The 18030-nt window shown below is 71.0% G+C and carries 16 protein-coding genes and 2 pseudogenes; 16 read left to right on the top strand and 2 right to left on the bottom strand.

The window, feature by feature from the left end; all coding sequences use genetic code 11:
- The first annotated feature begins 35 nt into the window (after positions 1-35).
- The 8 genes from G3I77_RS11040 to G3I77_RS11005 all read left to right on the top strand — a co-directional run bounded on the left by G3I77_RS11040 (position 36) and on the right by G3I77_RS11005 (position 7219).
- A complete protein-coding gene (locus tag G3I77_RS11040; protein ID WP_248502709.1) occupies positions 36-575 on the top strand; it encodes an O-methyltransferase in 540 nt (179 codons plus the stop codon).
- A 30-nt stretch (positions 576-605) separates the two neighbouring features.
- Positions 606-872 carry a hypothetical protein gene (locus tag G3I77_RS11035; RefSeq protein ID WP_248502707.1) on the top strand — a complete coding sequence of 89 codons (267 nt, stop codon included), beginning with the start codon at positions 606-608 and terminating at the stop codon, positions 870-872.
- 55 nt (positions 873-927) lie between these two features.
- Positions 928-1296 (top strand): hypothetical protein, encoded by a 369-nt coding sequence (locus tag G3I77_RS11030; RefSeq protein ID WP_248502705.1) that lies wholly within the window; start codon positions 928-930, stop codon positions 1294-1296.
- Positions 1296-2747, top strand: coding sequence for an FAD-binding oxidoreductase (locus tag G3I77_RS11025; RefSeq protein ID WP_248502703.1), 1452 nt, complete (start codon positions 1296-1298; stop codon positions 2745-2747). Before G3I77_RS11030 ends, G3I77_RS11025 begins: the two co-directional genes overlap by 1 nt.
- A complete protein-coding gene (locus G3I77_RS11020; RefSeq protein WP_248502702.1) occupies positions 2744-3517 on the top strand; it encodes an SDR family NAD(P)-dependent oxidoreductase in 774 nt (257 codons plus the stop codon). The genes G3I77_RS11025 and G3I77_RS11020 overlap by 4 nt, the downstream gene beginning before the upstream one ends.
- A gap of 150 nt (positions 3518-3667) precedes the next feature.
- Positions 3668-4630 (top strand): GNAT family N-acetyltransferase, encoded by a 963-nt coding sequence (locus tag G3I77_RS11015; RefSeq protein ID WP_248502701.1) that lies wholly within the window; start codon positions 3668-3670, stop codon positions 4628-4630.
- A 55-nt stretch (positions 4631-4685) separates the two neighbouring features.
- Positions 4686-5525 (top strand): ester cyclase family protein, encoded by an 840-nt coding sequence (locus G3I77_RS11010; protein ID WP_248502700.1) that lies wholly within the window; start codon positions 4686-4688, stop codon positions 5523-5525.
- A 44-nt stretch (positions 5526-5569) separates the two neighbouring features.
- Positions 5570-7219 (top strand): FAD-dependent oxidoreductase, encoded by a 1650-nt coding sequence (locus tag G3I77_RS11005; protein ID WP_248502698.1) that lies wholly within the window; start codon positions 5570-5572, stop codon positions 7217-7219.
- A 102-nt stretch (positions 7220-7321) separates the two neighbouring features.
- Here the strand turns inward: G3I77_RS11005 and G3I77_RS11000 are convergent, their stop codons facing one another.
- Positions 7322-7810, bottom strand: a complete 489-nt coding sequence (locus G3I77_RS11000) for a MarR family winged helix-turn-helix transcriptional regulator (RefSeq protein WP_248502695.1) — start codon at positions 7808-7810, stop codon at positions 7322-7324.
- Between the two features lie 121 nt (positions 7811-7931).
- Between G3I77_RS11000 and G3I77_RS10995 the strand changes: the two genes are divergently transcribed.
- From G3I77_RS10995 to G3I77_RS10960, 8 genes and pseudogenes are all read left to right on the top strand, one after another.
- The gene (locus G3I77_RS10995) at positions 7932-9476 is read left to right on the top strand and encodes an FAD-dependent monooxygenase (RefSeq protein WP_248502693.1); all 1545 of its coding nucleotides are present in this window, start codon (positions 7932-7934) and stop codon (positions 9474-9476) included.
- A 65-nt stretch (positions 9477-9541) separates the two neighbouring features.
- Positions 9542-10558 (top strand): methyltransferase, encoded by a 1017-nt coding sequence (locus tag G3I77_RS10990; RefSeq protein ID WP_248502691.1) that lies wholly within the window; start codon positions 9542-9544, stop codon positions 10556-10558.
- A gap of 62 nt (positions 10559-10620) precedes the next feature.
- Entirely contained in the window at positions 10621-11598 is a 978-nt protein-coding gene (locus G3I77_RS10985; RefSeq protein WP_248502689.1) for a zinc-binding dehydrogenase, read from the top strand.
- Between the two features lie 165 nt (positions 11599-11763).
- Positions 11764-12741 (top strand): zinc-binding dehydrogenase, encoded by a 978-nt coding sequence (locus G3I77_RS10980; protein WP_248502687.1) that lies wholly within the window; start codon positions 11764-11766, stop codon positions 12739-12741.
- Between the two features lie 216 nt (positions 12742-12957).
- Positions 12958-14523, top strand: a complete 1566-nt coding sequence (locus G3I77_RS10975) for an MDR family MFS transporter (RefSeq protein ID WP_248502685.1) — start codon at positions 12958-12960, stop codon at positions 14521-14523.
- Positions 14524-14687: 164 nt separating this feature from the next.
- Complete coding sequence (locus tag G3I77_RS10970) at positions 14688-15728, top strand: acetylserotonin O-methyltransferase (RefSeq protein WP_248502684.1); 1041 nt, start codon at positions 14688-14690, stop codon at positions 15726-15728.
- Positions 15629-17341 (top strand): FAD-dependent oxidoreductase, encoded by a 1713-nt coding sequence (locus tag G3I77_RS10965; RefSeq protein WP_374385386.1) that lies wholly within the window; start codon positions 15629-15631, stop codon positions 17339-17341. Before G3I77_RS10970 ends, G3I77_RS10965 begins: the two co-directional genes overlap by 100 nt.
- Positions 17342-17381: 40 nt before the next feature.
- Positions 17382-17876, top strand: a pseudogene (locus tag G3I77_RS10960) (transposase); the annotation flags it as partial.
- Here the strand turns inward: G3I77_RS10960 and G3I77_RS10955 are convergent.
- Positions 17824-18030 (bottom strand): annotated as a pseudogene (locus G3I77_RS10955) (IS110 family transposase); the annotation flags it as partial. The pseudogenes G3I77_RS10960 and G3I77_RS10955 sit on opposite strands and share 53 nt — an antisense overlap.

Raw genomic sequence — 18030 nt, 5'->3', positions numbered from 1 at the left:
TCGAATGTCTCGAGCCTCGTGACGGGGAGTTCCACATGCCCAACGCCGCTTATTCCACCGAATGCTCCGCCGTGCCTTCCGTCGAAGCCGCCACCGGAATCCTCCTCCGGCAGCTGGTGCTGGCGGCCGGACCGCTCAATGTGCTTCAGATCGGATGCCTGTACGAGTCGTTCACCGCCAGGCTCGCGGCGGCGATGAGCGAGAACGGGCACGGCCGGGTCATCTGCTGCGAACCGGACATGGTCCGCGCCCAGGCCGCCGCGGCGGCGGTCGAGAAGGCCGGACTCGGACAGTACGCGGAGGTGCGGGTGGGCGGTCCCGAGCGGTTGCAGGCGACCGTCCCGGGGCCTGTCGATCTGCTGCTGCTCGCCGGCCCGCCGGAGTCTTTCCTCCCGCTGCTGAAGCTGGTGGAGCCCCGGATGCTGCCAGGCGCGATGGTGGTGGCTCACGGTGTGCGGGACCTGCAGTCGCTGTGCGCGGGGTTTCTCGCCCACGTCCGGTCTTCCGGCAGCGGCTACGTGTCGCTGCCCCTTCCCATCGACGGCGGTGTGGAAATGGCCGTCCGCGCTGCTTGACGACTTCGTGCATCGACACCTAGGAGTGCCGTGTCCCTTCGTCCCTTCAATCCGGAGTTCCTGCCCGAGGGGCATCCCGACAAGATCGTCACCCCGCCCCGCGGCACCGCCCTGGGCGCACTGTGGCGAGGGCTCGTGCGTTTCCTCCTGCGGCCGTCATACCAGGCCCTGGTGGCGCTCGGGTCCATGCATGTGGCCGCGCTCTGGCTGCCGGAGTTCGGACCCCAGTGCCGTCCGCCGCAGGAGGAGCCGTCCAGCTACAGGACGTCTCGAGCGGGTCTTGAGAGGCGGCCGTAAGCCTGGCCGGGACATCCCACTCCCCCAGTTCCCCCGAGCATCGAGGAGATCTGTGATGAGCGACACACGGCTGGTCGGCACCTGGACCACGCAGTTGGACGACGACGGGAAGGCCGTTCCCGGGCTCGTCTGTTTCTCGGCGGACGGCTCGGTCGTCTCCACCCAGCTCAACACGAAGAACATCGGCATGGGCACCTGGCGTGCCACGGGCCCGGACAGTTTCGAGTACGGCTTCCACATCCTGGCCGCCGATCCCGAGGGCAATCATGTGGGGGAGGCGCATGTGCGGGTGTCGGGCGAGTTCGTCTCGAACACCGAGTGGCAGGGCACCGGCGGCGCCGAGTTCTTCGACCCGCAGGGCACCAAGCTGCGCGGGCACGCCGGCTCCAAGGTGACCGCGAGCAAGTTCGGCATCGACGACTGATGCGGGCGGCGGCGCTGCGGGACCGGCTCGTCGGGGACCTGGTTCTGCCGGACGAGGCGAGCTTCGCTCTGGCCCGACAGCTCCAGAACACCGAGTACGACACGATCGAGCCGTACGCCGTCGCGTACTGCGCCTCCGAGCGGGATGTCGCGCTGTGCGTGCGCCACGCCCGGGAGGAGGGGGTGCGGCTGCACGTCCGGGGCGGCGGTCACAGCTTCAACGGCTGGTCGACCGGTGAGGGGCTGGTCGTCGACCTGTCCCGGATGAACCACGCCGAGGCCGAGGGTCCCGTGGTGCGGCTTGGGGCGGGCGTCCAGTCGTTGGACGCGCTGGACGCCCTGCGGACCCAGGGGCGGCAGATCGTCACCGGGACGTTTCCCACGGTGGCCGCGGGCGGATTCCTGACCGGCGGCGGGATCGGCTGGCAGACGCGGAGGTTCGGGCTGGGCAGCGACCGGGTCATTGCGGCGCGCGTGGTGCTCGCGGACGGCAGGACCGTGCGCTGCTCGCCCACCGAGGAGCCCGATCTGTACTGGGCGCTGCGCGGTGGCGGCGGAGGCACCTTCGGGGTGGTCACGGAGTTCGAGGTGCGCTCGATCGACGCGCCCGCGATGACCGGCTTCGAGACGCTGTGGGCGTACGACGACGCGGTGGATGTGCTGACGGCCTGGCAGGAGTGGGCCGTCGACGGCCCCGACGAGCTCGGCACCTCGCTGGTGGTGCTGCCGGGCATGTTCGGACCCGGCGGGCGTCCCGTGGTCCGGGTCTGGGGGGTGCACCTGGGCACGGACGAGGCGCTGCGGGCCGGGCTGGACGAGCTCGCGGAACGGGCCGGGAGCAAGCCGTTGAGCAGGACCGTCGGTGCGCGGGGCGGTTACGCCGAGGTGATGCACGAGGCGCTGTGCGGCTCGAAGTCGGTGGCACAGTGCCGTCGTACGGGAACCGGTCCCGAGGCCGAGGGGCATCGGCATCCGTACACCCGGCAGAGCTATCGGCTGACCGGCCGGGCCGCGACCCGGGCGGAGTCGGCGGCGCTGCTCGACGCCTGGGGACCCGCGCTCGACGCGGTGGGCCAGGAGCGCTATCTGCTGTGCATCGCGCTGGGTGGTGTGGCGAGCCGGGTGCCGAGCACCGCGACGGCCTACCCGCACCGGGACGCGAGGTTCCTGATCGGTTATCAGTTCGCCTGTCGTGAGGTGGCCGAGGATCCGGCTGCGCCGGCGCGGCTGACCGCGCTGGCCGACCGTGCGGCGGCGGCCCTCGTGCCCCTCTCCTGCGGCTCGTACATCAACTTCCCCAGCTCGCGGGTGGGCGGGGACTGGGAGACGGAGTACTTCGGCGCGAACCGTCTCCGGCTGCGCGCGGTGAAGCGGGACTACGACCCGGAGGACTTCTTCCGGCACGCGCAGAGCATCGGCCACCGTGCCCCGACGACCGAGGTGGAGTCATGAGGACGGATCTGCGGAACAAGGTGGTGCTGGTCACCGGCGCCTCCTCGGGCATCGGCCGGGCGACGGCCGTGGCGTACGGGGAAGAGGGGGCCAGGGTCGCGATCACGTATCACAGCAATGAGGACGGGGCCCGGGAGACGGCGCGGCTGGTGACCGAGGCGGGCGGCACACCGCTGGTGGTGCGCTACGACCTCGCGGACGAGCGGTGTATACGGGACGCGGTGGGGCGGGTCGCCGAGGAGTGGGGCGGCATCGACGTGCTGGTGGCCAACGCGGTGGTCTGGAGCGAGGCGATCCCGCGGCCCGGGCAGCCGGTGCCGCGCTTCGAGGACGTACCGGCGAAGCAGTGGCAGGAGGTGCTGCGAACGTCCGTCGATGCCGTGTTCCACACGCTGCAGGCGGTGTTGCCGTGGATGCGCTCGCGGCCGTGGGGCCGGGTGGTGCTGCTGGGCGCGGGCCTCGCGGACACCGGCAAGGCCGGGGCGGGTGCCTACGGCGCGGGCAAGTCCGCGCTCTTCGGACTGATGCGGAGCCTTGCCTGGGAGCTGGGGTCCGACGGGATCCTGGTCAACATGGTGGTGCCGGGCCAGACCAGCACCGAGACCGTACGGGCGCACGTGCCCCCGGGCTTCCTGGAGGAGAAGGGCAGGACGTTGCCGTCGGGTCGGATGTCCGCGCCCGAGGACGTGGCCCGGGCCGTCGTCTTCCTCGGCTCGGCCGCCAACGGCAACACCAACGGCGAGACGCTCCGCGTGACGGGCGGCGCTTGACGGGTCCGGTCAGCGCCCGCCGTAGTACCGGGCCGCCGCATTCCAGGGATGGTGGAGCGCGGCGGGGCTCGTCCCTTTCCGCGCCGGTGCCCGCGCCGGTGTCGAGTTGTCCTCGACGGCGTTTCGAGAGGGGCGGGCCACCGTGTGGGCATGGAGATTCGTAGCCTCGACGGCGATGAGCCGGCGACCATCGCCGCGCTGCTTCCCGGGTTCCGGGAGACCATGAGTCTGGAGCTGCCCGGTGATCCGCCGGTGACGGAGGCGCTGCTGGCGCGGTTGTTCCAGCGGCGGCACGGGACGGAGCGGATCGTGCTCGCCGCGTTCGACGGCGGCACGCCGGCCGGTGTGCTGAAGCTCGGGCTCGACCTGGGGGATCCGGGTGGCCCTGGCCACGGTTCGCTGTGGGTGTTTCCCGGCTTCCGGCGGCGTGGTGCCGGGCGGGCGCTGGCGGCCGCGGGGCTGGCGGCGCTCAGGGAGCGGGGACGGGGCCTGCTGCTGGCCGACGCTCCCCGGGGGGTGCCCGGTGAGCGGTTCGCAGCGGAGCTCGGTGCGGAGCTGATCGGCGAGAGCGTGCGCAACCGGCTGCGCCTGGCCGGCCCCGCGCGTGCGGTGCTGGAGGCCGTGGTGACCCGGCCAGTGCCCGGGTACCGGCTGGTGGCGTGGCAGGGGCCCTGCCCCGCCGACCTGGTGGAGTCCTACGCGCGGGCCTGGCTCGCGCTGGAGGAGCGGGTCAACGGCCAGGCCCGGGTGCGGCGTCCCTCAGCCGATGACGTACGGGCGCGGGAGGCCGAAGCAGAGCGGGCCGGGCACGTGCCCCACGTGGTGGCGGCGCTGCCCGAGCACGGCAGCGCGATCGTCGCGTACGCCACCTTGTTCACGCGGAACAGTCCGATGGCGGACGTCGGCGAGACGCTGGTGCTACCGGAGCACCGGCGGCGTGGTCTCGCCACCTGGCTGAAGGCCGAGCTGCTGCTCGGGGCGGCCCGGGAGAACAGCCGTCTGGCGCTGGCCCAGGTCTTCAACGACACCGCCGACACCGCCGTGGTCGCGCTCAACCACAAGCTCGGTTTCGAGACCGACTCCCACTGGTCGACGTACGCGCTCAAGGCCTGAGCGGTCACCTCACCCTGACCCTCCCCCTGATCAAGAGCCGAGCCGAGAGGAACCCATGACCATCGTGACCCCCGCCGGGCAGCGCACGCAGAACGCCGAGCTGGTCCGCGAGCTGTACGGGACGCTCTACCGCGAGCGCCGCTTCGAGGAGGCGGGCCGTTTCTTCCACGCCGACTGCGTCGAGCACGACCCGGCGGACTGGCGGACTTCGGACCGTGATTTCCCGGCGCTGCACGCGGAGATCGACCACCTGGTGGCCGACAACGACCGGGTGATGCTCTTCGCGACCTGGACCGGACGCACCGCCTCGGGAAGCGAACTCCGATTGCACACCGCCGAGTTGTACCGCTTGAGGGACGGCAGGGTCGACGAGCACTGGAACGTGGTGGACCGGGACGTGCTCGCCGCGCACGGCGTGGACGGCGGGCCGGAGCGGAGCGGTCAGCCGGCCGCCCCCGGTCTGCACGGCCCGCACAGCGAGACCGAGCGGGCCAACGCGGAGCTGGTGCTCGGCGCGTACCGCGACGTGTTCAGCGAGCACCGGCTGGACCTGGCCGAGCGCTACTACCACCAGGACTACCGGCACCACAACATGCGTACGGACGCCGTGCCGGACGGGCTCGACGCGTTCAAGGCGTTCTTCGCGGACAACATCGCCGCCTTTCCCGACCTGGTCACCACCGTGGACCACATCGTCGCCGCCGACGACCGGGTGATGGTCTTCGTGACCTGGACCGGCACGCTCACCGGCGCGTGGAGCGGGGGCGGCCCCTCTGGGCTGCCCCTGGAGATGCGCACCTGCGACCAGTTCCGGATCGAGCGCGGAAAGGTCGCCGAGCACTGGGAGGTCGTGGACTACCTGGCGCTGGGCAAGGCCGGACTGCCGACGCCGTGAGCAGGCCCGATGTCCGTTCCGAGGACCGAGAGAGGGACGTTGTGATGACTTCCGCTTCCGACAGCGCACCCGTACTGATCGTCGGCGGCAGCCTCGTCGGGCTGTCCACCGCTGTGTTCCTCGCCCGGCACGGGGTCCGCTGCACCCTGGTGGAGCGCCATCCGGGCACTTCCATCCATCCGAGGGCTGTCGGCTACTACCCCCGGACCGGGGAGTTGCTGCGGCAGGCCGGCGTCGAGGACGCCGCCGTACGGGAGGCCGCAGGGTTCGCCACGCACCGCACCCGTGCCGGGGTGACCTCGCTGGCGGGTGACGTGCTGTTCAGCAAGGAGGAGCTGGAGGGCGACGACGAGCTGGGCGACCTCACACCGTCCCGGCTGCTCCTGCTGCCGCAGGACCGGCTGGAGCCGCTGCTGCGGGACCGCGCCGAGGAGCTCGGCGCCGACCTCAGGTTCGGAACGGAGCTGTTGTCCTTCGCGGAGGGCCCGGAGGGGGTGACCGCCGTCCTCGGTGACGGCGCCGGCGGCACCCGTACCTTCCGCAGCTCCTATCTGGTGGCCTGTGACGGGCCGCGAAGTACCGTGCGGGAGGCTCTGAAGGTGCCCTGGCACGGGCGCGGGGTGCTGTCCCGTCATGTGAGCATCGCGTTCGGCGCGGATCTGCGCCCGGTGCTGGGGGAGCGCCGTTACAGCGTGGTCCATGTGAAGAATCCCCAGGTTTCGGGCATTCTCGTGCATGACGACACGCTGACCGGGGGCACGCTGATCGTCGGGTACCGGCCCGAGGACGGCGAGAGCCTGGAGGATTTCACGGACGCCCGCTGTGCCGAGCTGGTGGGCGCCGCCATCGGAGCGCCCGATGTCGAGGTGACGATCCGCTCCCGCTTCCCCTGGGACATGGCGGAGCAGGTGGCCGAGGGCTTCGTGCACGGGCGGGTGCTGCTCGCCGGGGACGCGGCGCATGTGGTGCCGCCGACCGGGGGCTACGGAGCCAACACCGGTATCGCCGACGCCCACAACCTCGCCTGGAAGCTCGCCCTGGTGGTCGGTGGCGTTGCGGGGGCCGGGCTCGTGGAGACGTACGACGCCGAGCGGCGGCCTGTGGCGGTCTACACGGCCGAGCAGGGCTCCCTCCAGCTCGCCCTGCGATCCGGAACCGCTACCCCGGAGCAGCGGGCCGCCGTCGCGGACGCGGTGACGGTGACGTCGGGCCAGGCGTACCGCTCCGCCGCGGTCGTCGAGGAGCCCGGTGGCGCGGACCTTCCGGTCTCCTCCGATCCGCGGGCGCTGCGCGGGGCGCCGGGGACCCGGGCGCCGTATGCGGTGCTGTCGCGAGGCGGCGAACCCGTCTCCACGCTCGACCTCTTCGGGGAGACCTTCGTGCTGCTGGCCGGGGAGCACGGCCGCGAGTGGATGTCGGCCGCCGCCTCCGCCTCCGCCGAGCTGGGCCTGAAACTCATGGCACGCCGGGTGGTGCCGGGCACGGGTGGCGGGGCGGGCACGCTGGCAGACCCGGACGGCACCTGGCCCGAGCGCTACGGCGGTCTGCGGCCCGAAGGCGCGGTGCTGGTACGGCCGGACGGTGTCGTCGCGTGGCGGTCCAGGGGTGCGGGCCCCGGGGGCGAGGAGACCGCGATGCTGTCGGCGGTACTGCGGAGGGTTCTCGTGCGGGAATCCCGTACGGGGACGAGGTAGCGGGTCGGGGTCCGTGGCGCTCGTCGCCGCGGGCCCTTTCCCGTGGGCCCGGCGGAGGGCCGGGTCGCGGACCCGATGCAGGTCCGGCGGTGCGCCGGACGGTCAGGCGGAGCCCGGGTCGTGCTGCAACTCGCTCACGGAGTCGACGTACTTGATGAGCAGGCGCGCGAACTCCAGGCGTTCCTCCTCCGGCCAGTCCTGGGTGATGCGCTCGAAGGCCGCGCGCTGGTGGCGGCGGAAGCGGGCGAGCGTCTCGTGCCCCTCAGGGGTGAGCTGGAGGATCGTACGGCGGCCGTCGCGCTGGGAGGCCGCGCGGATCAGATAGCCGGCCGTGATGCAGTCGGAGACCATTCGGCTCGCCACGGAGGGGTCGACGGCGAGGCGCTCGCCCACGACCCCGACGGTGATCTCCTGGCCCTCCTCGTCGGGCCCGTCCTGAACGATGTTGAGGACCAGCGTCCTGGTGAAGTCCTTGCGGGACACCTGCTTCTCCACGTTCAGCGCCTGCGCGCGCCGCAGTCGGGAGAAGGCGGGGCCGACAGCGTCGAGCAGATCCGCTGCCCGCGGCTGGGGCTGAGTCGAAGTGTCCATGTACGCATTCTAAGCGAGTTGATAACCGCAGACGAGCATCTGTATGCTCGCAATCCACTGCATGACGTAAAGCATATACTTGATAGCTAACATCTAGCGACTATCCACAGAGGGGCAACCCATGTCCACCGAGACGTCCGACCGTGACTACGAGATCACCTACGACACCGACGTCGAGTTCGACGTGCTCATCGTCGGCGGCGGCCCCGTCGGCATGCTGCTCGCCGCGGAGCTCCGCATCTCCCGCGTCCGTGCCGTAGTGCTCGAACGACTGTCCGAGCGCACCCCACACTCCAAGGCCTTCGGACTGCACGCCCGCTCCCTGGAGTCCCTCGACCGGCGCGGCCTGCTCAAACGGTTCCGCGAGGGCGCCCGCTCCTGGAACAACGGGCACTTCGCCGGCCTCGACGAGTGGGTCGACTTCTCCACCCTCGACAGCGCGCACGGCTACGCCCTGCTCTCCGAGCAGACCAGGACCGAGCGCCTGCTGGAGGAGCGCGCCGCCGAGTTCGGCGCCGAGATCCGGCGCGGTCACGAGGTCACCGCGATACGCCAGGACGTCGACGGCGTCGAGGCCGAGGTGTCCGGCCCCGGCGGCTCGTACACCCTGCGCGCCCGGTACGCCGTGGGCTGCGACGGCGGGCGCAGCCTTGTCCGCCGGGAGGCCGGCATCGCCTTCCCCGGCACCGGCGGCAGGGTCACCGCCCGGCTCGGCGACGTCATCCTCGCCGACCGTGAGAACGCCCCCATGGGCATGGAGCGCACCGAACGCGGCCTGCTGTTCTGCGTGCCGCTCGACGACACCTACCACCGGGTGTCCACGTTCGACTTCGCGGCTGAACGGGAGCCGGGCGCGGAACTCACCCTGGACGAGCTGACCGCGAGCCTGCGCGAGATCTGGGGCAGCGACCTCGGGGCGCACTCCCCGCGCTGGCTCTCCGTCTTCACCGACTCCGCGTGCCAGGCCGACCGCTACCGTGAGGGCCGGCTGCTGGTCGCGGGCGACGCCGCCCACACCCACTTCCCCGTCGGCGGCCAGGGCGTCAACCTCGGCCTTCAGGACGCCTTCAACCTCGGCTGGAAGCTCGCCGCGGAGGTGCACGGCTGGGCTCCCGAGGGCCTGCTCGACAGCTACGACCGCGAGCGCCAGGCGCCGGCCCGCAAGGTGCTGGCCAACACCCGTGCCCAGATCGCGCTGATGAACCCAGACCCGTATGTCACCCCGCTGCGCGAGCTGTTCACCGACCTCATGCGCCAGGAACAGGTGAACCGGTACCTCGCCGAGATGCTCAGCGGCGTCACCGTCCGCTACCCGATCGACGGCCCCGAGCACCGGCTGCTCGGTGACTTCGCCCGCGACCTGGAGCTGAAGACCGAGGACGGTGTCAGGCCCCTCCCCAAGTACCTGAAGCGCGGCACCGGTCTGCTGCTCGACCTGACCGGCGACAGGCAGATCGGTCAGGTCCACGAGAAGTGGGCGGCGGGCGTCTCCTGGGCCGGCCGGCTCCAGCACGTCCGGGCGGAGTGCGCCGAGGAGCCGCAGCTGGCCGGGCTGCTGGTCCGCCCCGACGGTTATGTGGCCTGGGCCGCGGACCGGGACATGCCTCAGGCGGAACTGCGGGAGTCCCTGACCACGGCCGTCACCACCTGGTTCGGCACCGCCTGACGACAGGTCAGCTCTACACGCCCTCGTGCGGATCTGCCCCACCTCCCCCCACAGCGTTTGTGCACATGAGAGAGGACGAAGTGAGCAATCCCCCCTGGTCGCAGGAGTTACTGGAGAAGAGCGACCTGATCACTCCCATGGCCATCAGAGTGGCCGCCACCCTCGGCCTCTCGGACCACATGGCCGCCGGAGCGGTCACGGTCGAGACGCTGGCCCAGGAGGCGGACGTGGACGCGGCCGCGCTGGGCCGGCTCCTCGGCCACCTGGTGAACGCCGGAATCTACCGCCCGCTCCCCGAAGGCGGTTACGAACCGACCGAGCTCGGTGCCCTGCTGCGCGACGACGTCCCGGAGTCGGGCCGTGACTGGCTCCGCCTGGACGGCCCGACCGGCCGGGGCGAGACCGCGGTGTTCCGCTTGCTCGACGCCGTGCGCTCAGGCGCCCCCGTCTACTCCGCCCTGTACGGGCGGGAGTTCTGGACGGACGTCGAGTCGGACGGCGCCCTGACGGAGTCCTTCGCCCGGCGAATGGCGGCGAGCATGCGCTGGGTCGTCCCCGAGCTGCTGGCCCGGGGCGAGTGGCAGGCCGTACGGCATGTCGTCGACGTGGGCGGCGGGAGCGGTGACCTGCTCGCGGCCGTGGTCGGCGCCACCCCGGGCGCGCGGGGGACGCTGCTCGACCTGGAGGGGCCCGCGGCGGCCGCCGAGCGGGACTTCGCGGCCGCCGGCCTCCAGGAGCGCTGCCGAGCAGTGGTCGGCAGCTTCTTCGATCCGCTGCCCGCCGACGGCGACGTGTATCTGCTGTCCAACGTCCTGCTCAACTGGCCCGACGACCAGGCGGCCGAGATCCTTCGACGCTGCGCCGAGGCCGTCCGTCCGGGCGGGCGGGTCATGGTCCTCGAAGGCCTGCTCGACGTCCAGACCGACCAGACCGATCTGGACCTGCGGATGCTCGTCTATCTGGGCGGGCGGATGCGCACCACCGAGCAGCTGCGCGAGCTGGCGGCCAAGGCCGGGCTCGCCCTGCGCCGGGTGGTCGGCCTGGGACCGGTGCGCTCGCTCGTCGAGCTCACACCGGCCTGATCCGGGTTCGACTCCGTAACTGAAACCCCCGTAACGCACGCAATACACAGAGGAGTACGTCCATGCGCATCGTCCGACACCACGAGTTCGGCGCCCCTTCGGTGCTGGTGCTGGAAGAGGCCGACACCCCCGTCCCCGGTCCTGGCCAGGTGCTGATCCGCACCGAGGCCGTCGGGGTCAACTTCGCCGAGTGCCAGCGCCGTCAGGGCATCCCGGTCGGCGGTCCCGCCACGCTCCCCGGCTCGCCGGGCGGCGATGTCGCGGGCATCGTCGAGGCGCTCGGCGAGGGCGTCGACCAGGTGAATGTCGGTGACCGGGTGGTCACCGGTGTCGCCGCCGACGGGTACGCCGAATACGTCATCACCCAGGCCGACTGGCTGTTCGCCGTCCCCGAGGGGATCGACGCCGGTCAGGCCACCTCGCTGCCCATCCCCGGCCAGACCGCCTACCACGTGATCGTCACGGCAGCGAAGCTCCAGCCCGGTGAGTCCGTACTGATCACCGCCGCTGCGGGCGGTATCGGCCATCTGCTGGTCCAGATGGCCAAGGCGCTCGGCGCGGGGCAGATCATCGCCGCGGCCCGCGGGGCGGAGAAGCTGGACTTCGCCGCCTCGCTCGGCGCGGACGTCACCGTCGACTACGGCGAGGACGGCTGGGACGAGAAGGTGCGCGCCGCGACCGGAGGCCGGGGCGTGGACGCCGCCCTGGAGACCGTCGGTGGGGACATCCTCACCAAGTCCGTGAAACTCACCGCCCCGTTCGGGCGCACGGTGGTGTACGGCGCGGCGGGCGGCGAGCTGCCGGCCATCGAGGTCGGCGACATCTTCGACAACCGCATCGTCATGGGCTTCAGCATGTGGGGCGTGATGGGCGAGAAGCCGGACGTCATGGCCAAGGGCGCCCGGGAGCTGCTGGACATGGTGACCTCCGGCAAGGTCCGTCCCGTCGTCCACGCCGAGCTGCCGCTGAAGGACGCTGCAGCCGCACACGAACTGATGGAGTCGCGCTCCCAGCTCGGCCGCGTGGTTCTCGTTCCCTGACCCTCTTTCGGCCAGTGCGTCGGGACATTGATGTGCCGATAGACAAGTGCATGCATGATGGCATATAATTGCTGTCGATCATCCAATCATGTAACCCGGATCCCTGGGCGGAGCCGCGCGGCGACCATCCGCGGCTCGACACCACTTCCTAGTTGGGAGAACACCATGCGAATCGTCCGCCACTACGAGCACGGCGCCCCCTCGGTGCTGCGTGTCGAAGAGGCGGAGAAGCCGCAGCCCGGACCGGGCGAAGTGCTGATCCGCTCCGAGGCCGTCGGTGTCACGTTCGCCGAGGTCCAGCGCCGCCAGGGCATCCCGATCGGTGGCCACGCCACGTTGCCCGGCGCCCCCGGCGGCGATGTCGCCGGCGTCGTCGAGGCACTCGGCGAGGGCGTCACCACCCTGAGCATCGGAGACCGTGTCGTCGTCGACGTCGACCACAGCGCCTACGCCGACTATGTGACCGCCGACGCCGCCTGGGCCATCACCATCCCGGACACCATGGATGCCGCCGAGGCGACCCTGCTGCCCAGCCCGGCCCAGACGGCGTATCACGCCATCAAGGAATCCGGTCAGCTCAGGCCCGGCGAGTCGATCCTCATCGACGCCGCCTCCGGGGGCGTCGGCCACCTTGCCGTGCAGATCGCCAAGGCGATGGGCGCCGGCAAGGTGATCGCCACCGCCAGTACGCAGGCGAAGCTGGACTTCGTCCGTGACCTCGGTGCCGACGTCACCGTCAACTACACCGACGACGACTGGGACGAGCAGGTCCGGGCCGCGACCGACGGCCAGGGCGTGGACGTCGTCCTGGAGACCGTCGGCGGCGACATCCTCACCAAGAGCGTCGCCCTCACCGCCCAGTTCGGCCGGCTGGTCTTCTACGGTTCGGCCAGCGGCGACATCCAGCCCATCCACCCGCTGATGCTCAGCCGGATGAAGACCGTGGCCGGATTCGCCCTGTACGCCATGCTCTACAACAAGCCCGAGGCCATCGCCGCGGGACAGCGCGACCTGCTCGACATGATCGCCACCGGCAAGGTGCGCCCGGTCGTCCACGAGCGGCTCGGTCTCGACGAGGCCGTCAAGGCGCACGAACTGATGGAGGCCCGGGCCCAGCTCGGCAAGGTCGTCCTCGTCCCCTGACGGGGACCGGCGACCCGCCGCCTCCCGACCGACGTGGCCGGTCCCGATCATCCCCCGCTCAGGACCGGCCACCCGCCGTGCGGCACGAGGTGCACTCGTGCCGTACGGCGCAGTCCACAGCAATCCCCTGACGGATCCCACACCGCAGACGACGCGGGCCGACCACGGCCGGCGGGACGGGGATGGCACCCACTCCAGCCCGAAAGGCGAATCACTGTGCCCTCCCGGACCACAGGGACAGACGGCCCGCTCACCGCCGTCGATTCCCCACCCCAGACCCGGATCCGACCCGTCATCACCGCCTGCCTGCTGGCCGTTTTCCTGGCCATGCTGGACTCGCAGATCGTGGCCACCGCGCTGCCCCGCATCGTCGGGGACCTCGGCGGTCTCGACGTGTTCGCCTGGGTGACGACCGCGTACATCATCGCCGCCAGCGTCACCACGCCCGTCTACGGCAAGCTCGGCGACCTCTTCGGCCGGAAGAAAATCTTCCTGATCGCCGTCGCGGTGTTCCTCGCCGGCTCCGCGCTGAGCGGAGCCGCCCAGTCCATGGACCAGCTCATCCTGTTCCGCACTGTGCAGGGCATCGGCGCCGGCGGCCTCTTCGTCTCGGTACTCGCCATCATCGGTGAGCTGTTCAACCCGCGCGAGGCCGCCAAGTACTTCAACCTCTTCGGCATCGTCTTCGCCCTCGCAGCGCTCGCCGGGCCCGCCGTCGGCGGTGCTCTCACCGACCTGCTGAGCTGGCACTGGGTCTTCCTGATCAACCTGCCCGTGGGCATCGTGATCCTGGTGCTGGTCTCCACCTGTCTGCACCTGCCCCGCGTCGGCCGCTCCGCGCACATCGACTACACCGGCTTCGTCCTGCTCAGCGCCGCGATCGTCGCGCTCACCCTGGCCGCGAGCTGGGGCGGAGTGAAGTACGAGTGGCTGGACTGGCGGATCCTCGGGCTCGCCGCAGGAGCGGTGCTGCTCGCCGTGGGGTTCGTCGCCGCCGAGCGCCGGGCCGCCGAACCCGTCATCCCACTGCACCTGTTCCGCGACTCCACCTTCAGCGTCAGCGTGCTGGTGAGCGTCGCGGCGGGCATCGTCTTCCTCGGCTCGGTCAACTTCCTGGCGATCTACATCCAGGTGGTGACCGGCGCCAGCCCGACCATGTCCGGTGTGGTGCTGCTGCCCATGATGTTCGGCCTGGTCGCCTCCTCCGTCGTCAGCGGCGCGGCGATCAGCAAGACGGGGCGCTACAAGTGGTACCCCGTGCTCAGCATGGCCATCGGCATCGTGGGGGCGCTGCTGCTGGCCACCATGGACACCGGGACCTCCCGTGCCGTGGTCATCGCCTACATGCTGGTCTTCGGCGTCGCCGCCGGACTGAACATGCAGGTCCTCACCATGGCCGCGCAGAACACCGCGCCCCGCGACGACATCGGCGCGGTCCACGCCACCGTGTCCTTCGCCCGGCAGCTGGGCACCACCGTGGGCATCTCCTTATTCGCCTCGATCTTCTACAACCGGCTCACCGAGGAGATCGCCGACCGGACGCCCGCGGACGCGCTGCGCGGCATCGACCCCGACGCGCTGTCCTCGACCGAGACACTGGACCGACTCACCGAGCCGGTGCGCAACGCCGTGGAGCAGTCGTACGCCGCCGCGCTCACCCCCGTGTTCCTCACCGCCGTGCCGGTCCTCCTCCTGGGCCTGCTGGCCGCCCTGACGATGAAGAACCTCCCGCTGCGCGGTGAGGACCACCAGGGTCACGAGGCGGCCTCCGAAGGGAACTGACCTCTCTTCACCTGCCGCCTGCGAGCCGCCCTCCCGCACGGGAGGGCGGCTCTCGTACATCCGCCATCAGGCCTTCAGCGCCCTTCGAGCCCGAATCGACGGCTCGCCGACATCGTCGGCACTGCATAGCCGTAGGACAGGCAGAGGCAGACCAGGAGGCTCGTGTGACGACGACCGAAGACCCCAAGGCGGCCCCGGCGGTCGACCCCGGACCGCTGATCCGGCTGACCATCGCCGACTGCGCCGCCAAGGTGCTGCACAGCGCCGTGACGCTCGGCGTTTTCGGCGCGCTCGCCGACAGCCCCGCCGACGCGGCCGAGCTCGCCGCGCGCACCGGGACCCACCACCGGATGGTGCCGGACTTCCTGGACGCGCTCGTCGGTCTCGGGCTGCTGGAGCGTGAGGAGGGCCGCTATCGCAACTCACCGCTGGCACAGGCCTATCTTGTGCCGGACTCCTCCTCGTACCTCGGCGGCTTCGTCGAGCTCACCAACGAGACCCTGTACGGCACCTGGGGCCGGCTCACCGAGGCGCTGCGCTCCGGCGAGCCCCAGCACCTCGACCCGGACAAGGGCGGCTTCGTCGGAGACCGGCACAAGGACCCCGCCAAGATGAAGCGGTTCCTGGCCGGACTCGACGCGTACAGCGACCGGATGGGCGCCGAACTCGCCCGACGCCTCGACTGGGGCCGCCACTCCTCGTTCGTCGACCTCGGTGGGGCGCGCGGCAACCTCGCGGCGGTACTGGTGCGGGCGCACCCGCATCTGGAGGCGACCTGCTTCGACCTGGAGCGAACCCGGCCGCTGTTCACCGAGCACATCGGCGGCCTGGGCCTGACCGACCGGGTCGCCTTCGCCGGCGGCGACTTCTTCACCGACCTGATCCCGCAGGCCGACGTCGTCGTCCTCGGCCACATCCTGCACGGCTTCGACACCGCTCGGCGGCGCGAGCTGCTCGGCCGGGTCTTCGAGGCGGTGCGGCCCGGCGGCACGGTCCTCGTCTACGACCGGATGATCGACGACGACCGCAGCGACCCGGAGCGGCTGCTCAGCAGCCTGCACATGCGGCTGGTCAGCCCCGACGGTTCCGAGTACCGGGTCGCGGACTGCCAGGCCTGGCTGCGCGGGGCCGGCTTCACCGACGGCGACGCACAGCCCATGCTCAGCACCCACACCCTGGTCACCGCCCACAAGGAGGCAGCATGAAGCCGCACCGGACCCCAGTTCTCATCGTCGGAGGCGGGCTGACTGGACTGTCCGCGGCCGTCTTCCTCGCCCACCACGGCGTGTCCGCCACCTTGGTGGAACGCCACCCCGACACCTCCACCCACCCCAAGGCCCGCGCCATCAACCCGCGGACGATGGAGCTGTACCGCGCGGTCGGCATGGAGGAGCGGGTGCGGGCCGGGCGTTCCCCCATCTCCGGCAACACCGACCTGGTGCACGTCGAGAGCCTCGCCGGCGCGGAACGCGTACGGATGCCCAACGCCTCCCCGGAGGACATCGGCCGGATCAGCCCCACCCAGTGGACGCTGATCGACCAGAACCAGCTGGAGCCGATCCTGCGGGAGCGGGCCGTCGAGTCCGGCGCGGACGTCCGCTTCTCCACCCGGGTCGACACGATCGAGGAGTACGACGAGGACGGGCCCGGGGTGCTGGTCCGCACCACCGATCTGTCCACCGGATCGAGTTCGGAGATCCACGCCCAGTACGTGATCGCGGCGGACGGCAGCCGCAGCCCGTTGCGCGAGATGCTGGGCATCGGCGCGCACGGCCGGGGCACCATAACCAACCTCGTCAGTTTCTTCTTCGAGGCCGACCTGACCGAGGCGCTGCGCGGCCGCCGGATCATCGCGGCGTACGTCAACAACCCCGAGGTGCGCGGCACGATCATCCCCCTCGACAACGACCGCCGCTGGGTCATCAACGTCTCCTTCTTCCCCGAACAGGGCCAGCGCGTCGAGGACTTCACCGAGGAGCGCTGCACCGCCCTGGTGCGGGCCGCGGTCGGGGTGCCCGACCTGCCGTTGAAGATCGAGTCGGTGGACGTGCCCGCCTGGGACATCTCCGCGCGCGTGGCGGACACCTTCGCGACCCGCCGCGTGTTCGTCGCGGGCGACGCTGCCCATGTGATGCCGCCCACCGGGGCGTTCGGCGCCAGCACCGGCATTCAGGACGCGTACAACCTGGCCTGGAAGCTGGCCCTGGTGCTCTCCGGCACGGCCGGCCCCAAACTGCTGGAGAGCTACGACGTCGAGCGTCGGCCGGTGGCCGAGGAAACCGTCCGGCAGGCGATGCTACGGTTCGCGGTCCGGGAAGGCAGGCAGTACCAGGAGGTCGCCGCGGAGCTGTTGGACGAGACGACCATGACGTTCGGGTACTGCTACCGCTCCGGGGCATTCGACACGGAGGACGGAGCGCCGGATACGAGCGTGGAGGACCCCGCACACCCCTCGGCGCGGCCCGGGGCGCGGGCACCGCATCTTCAACTCGACGGGCCCGAAGGAGCGGTGTCCGTCATCGACCTGTTCGGCGACGGGTTCACGCTGCTCGTCGACGAGGTGGCGGGGCGGTGGACCGGGGCGGTGGAGCGGGAAGCCACGCGGCTGGGGGTCGGGCTGAAGGTCGTGCGGATCGGAAGGGGGACGCGGTTGTGGGACCAGGACGGGTCCTTCCGGCGGAGGTACGGGCTGTTGGCCGGAGGCGCGGTTCTGGTGCGGCCTGACGGGTTTGTGGGATGGCGAACAACTGCTGGACGCAGCGGGCCTGTTGATCAGGCGGCGATTGCTGCGCTGCGGGAGATTCTGGACAGGGCCTAGTCTAGAAGGTCGATGAAGATCTTGGTGAGGGGCTGTCCGGCGGCGGTTCCGCCATCCTGGGCGCAAGCGGATCGATGACCGCAAGACGCTGCACGGTGTGCTCTTCGTTCTCTACACCGGGATCCAGTGGGATTACTTGCCGCAGGAGTTGGGGTTCGGTTCCTGTCCTACCTGCTGGCGGCGGCTGGCCGAGTGCCAGGAGGCCGGCGCGTGGGAGGAACTGCAGCGGGTGCTGCTGGACCGGCTTCGTGCGGCGGACCGCCTGGACTTCTCCCGTGTCACCGTTGATGCCTCGCACGTGCAGGCCAAGCGGGGCGGAGCAGCCCAAAAGTCAGCCCGAGCCCCGTTGACCGCGCACGACCGGGCTCGAAACACCACGTCCTGACCGACGCTCGCGGCACTCCGCTGCCCCTGACCGACGGTTGGGCCGGTGCGGGGCAAGCGGGGGGGTGCCTCTATGTCTTTCGTCAAGCCTGAGCTGGTCATGCGGCGGTTGCTTCGGGGAGGCGTGGTTCGTAGAAGGTGCCGTCGCGGAGCATGGCGAACAGGACGCTGATGCGGTGGCGGGCGAGGCGGAGGAGGGCCTGGGTGTGAGTCTTGCCCCGGGCCCGGCATTTGTCGTAGTAGGTGCGGGAGGCGGGATCGTGCAGGGCTGCGAACGCGGACAGGAACATGGCGCGTTTGAGCTG

Source organism: Streptomyces sp. D2-8 (assembly GCF_023184515.1).
Lineage (GTDB): Bacteria > Actinomycetota > Actinomycetes > Streptomycetales > Streptomycetaceae > Streptomyces.
Note: the sequence above shows the minus strand (reverse complement) of the source record. Positions and strands in the feature narration are given on the sequence as shown.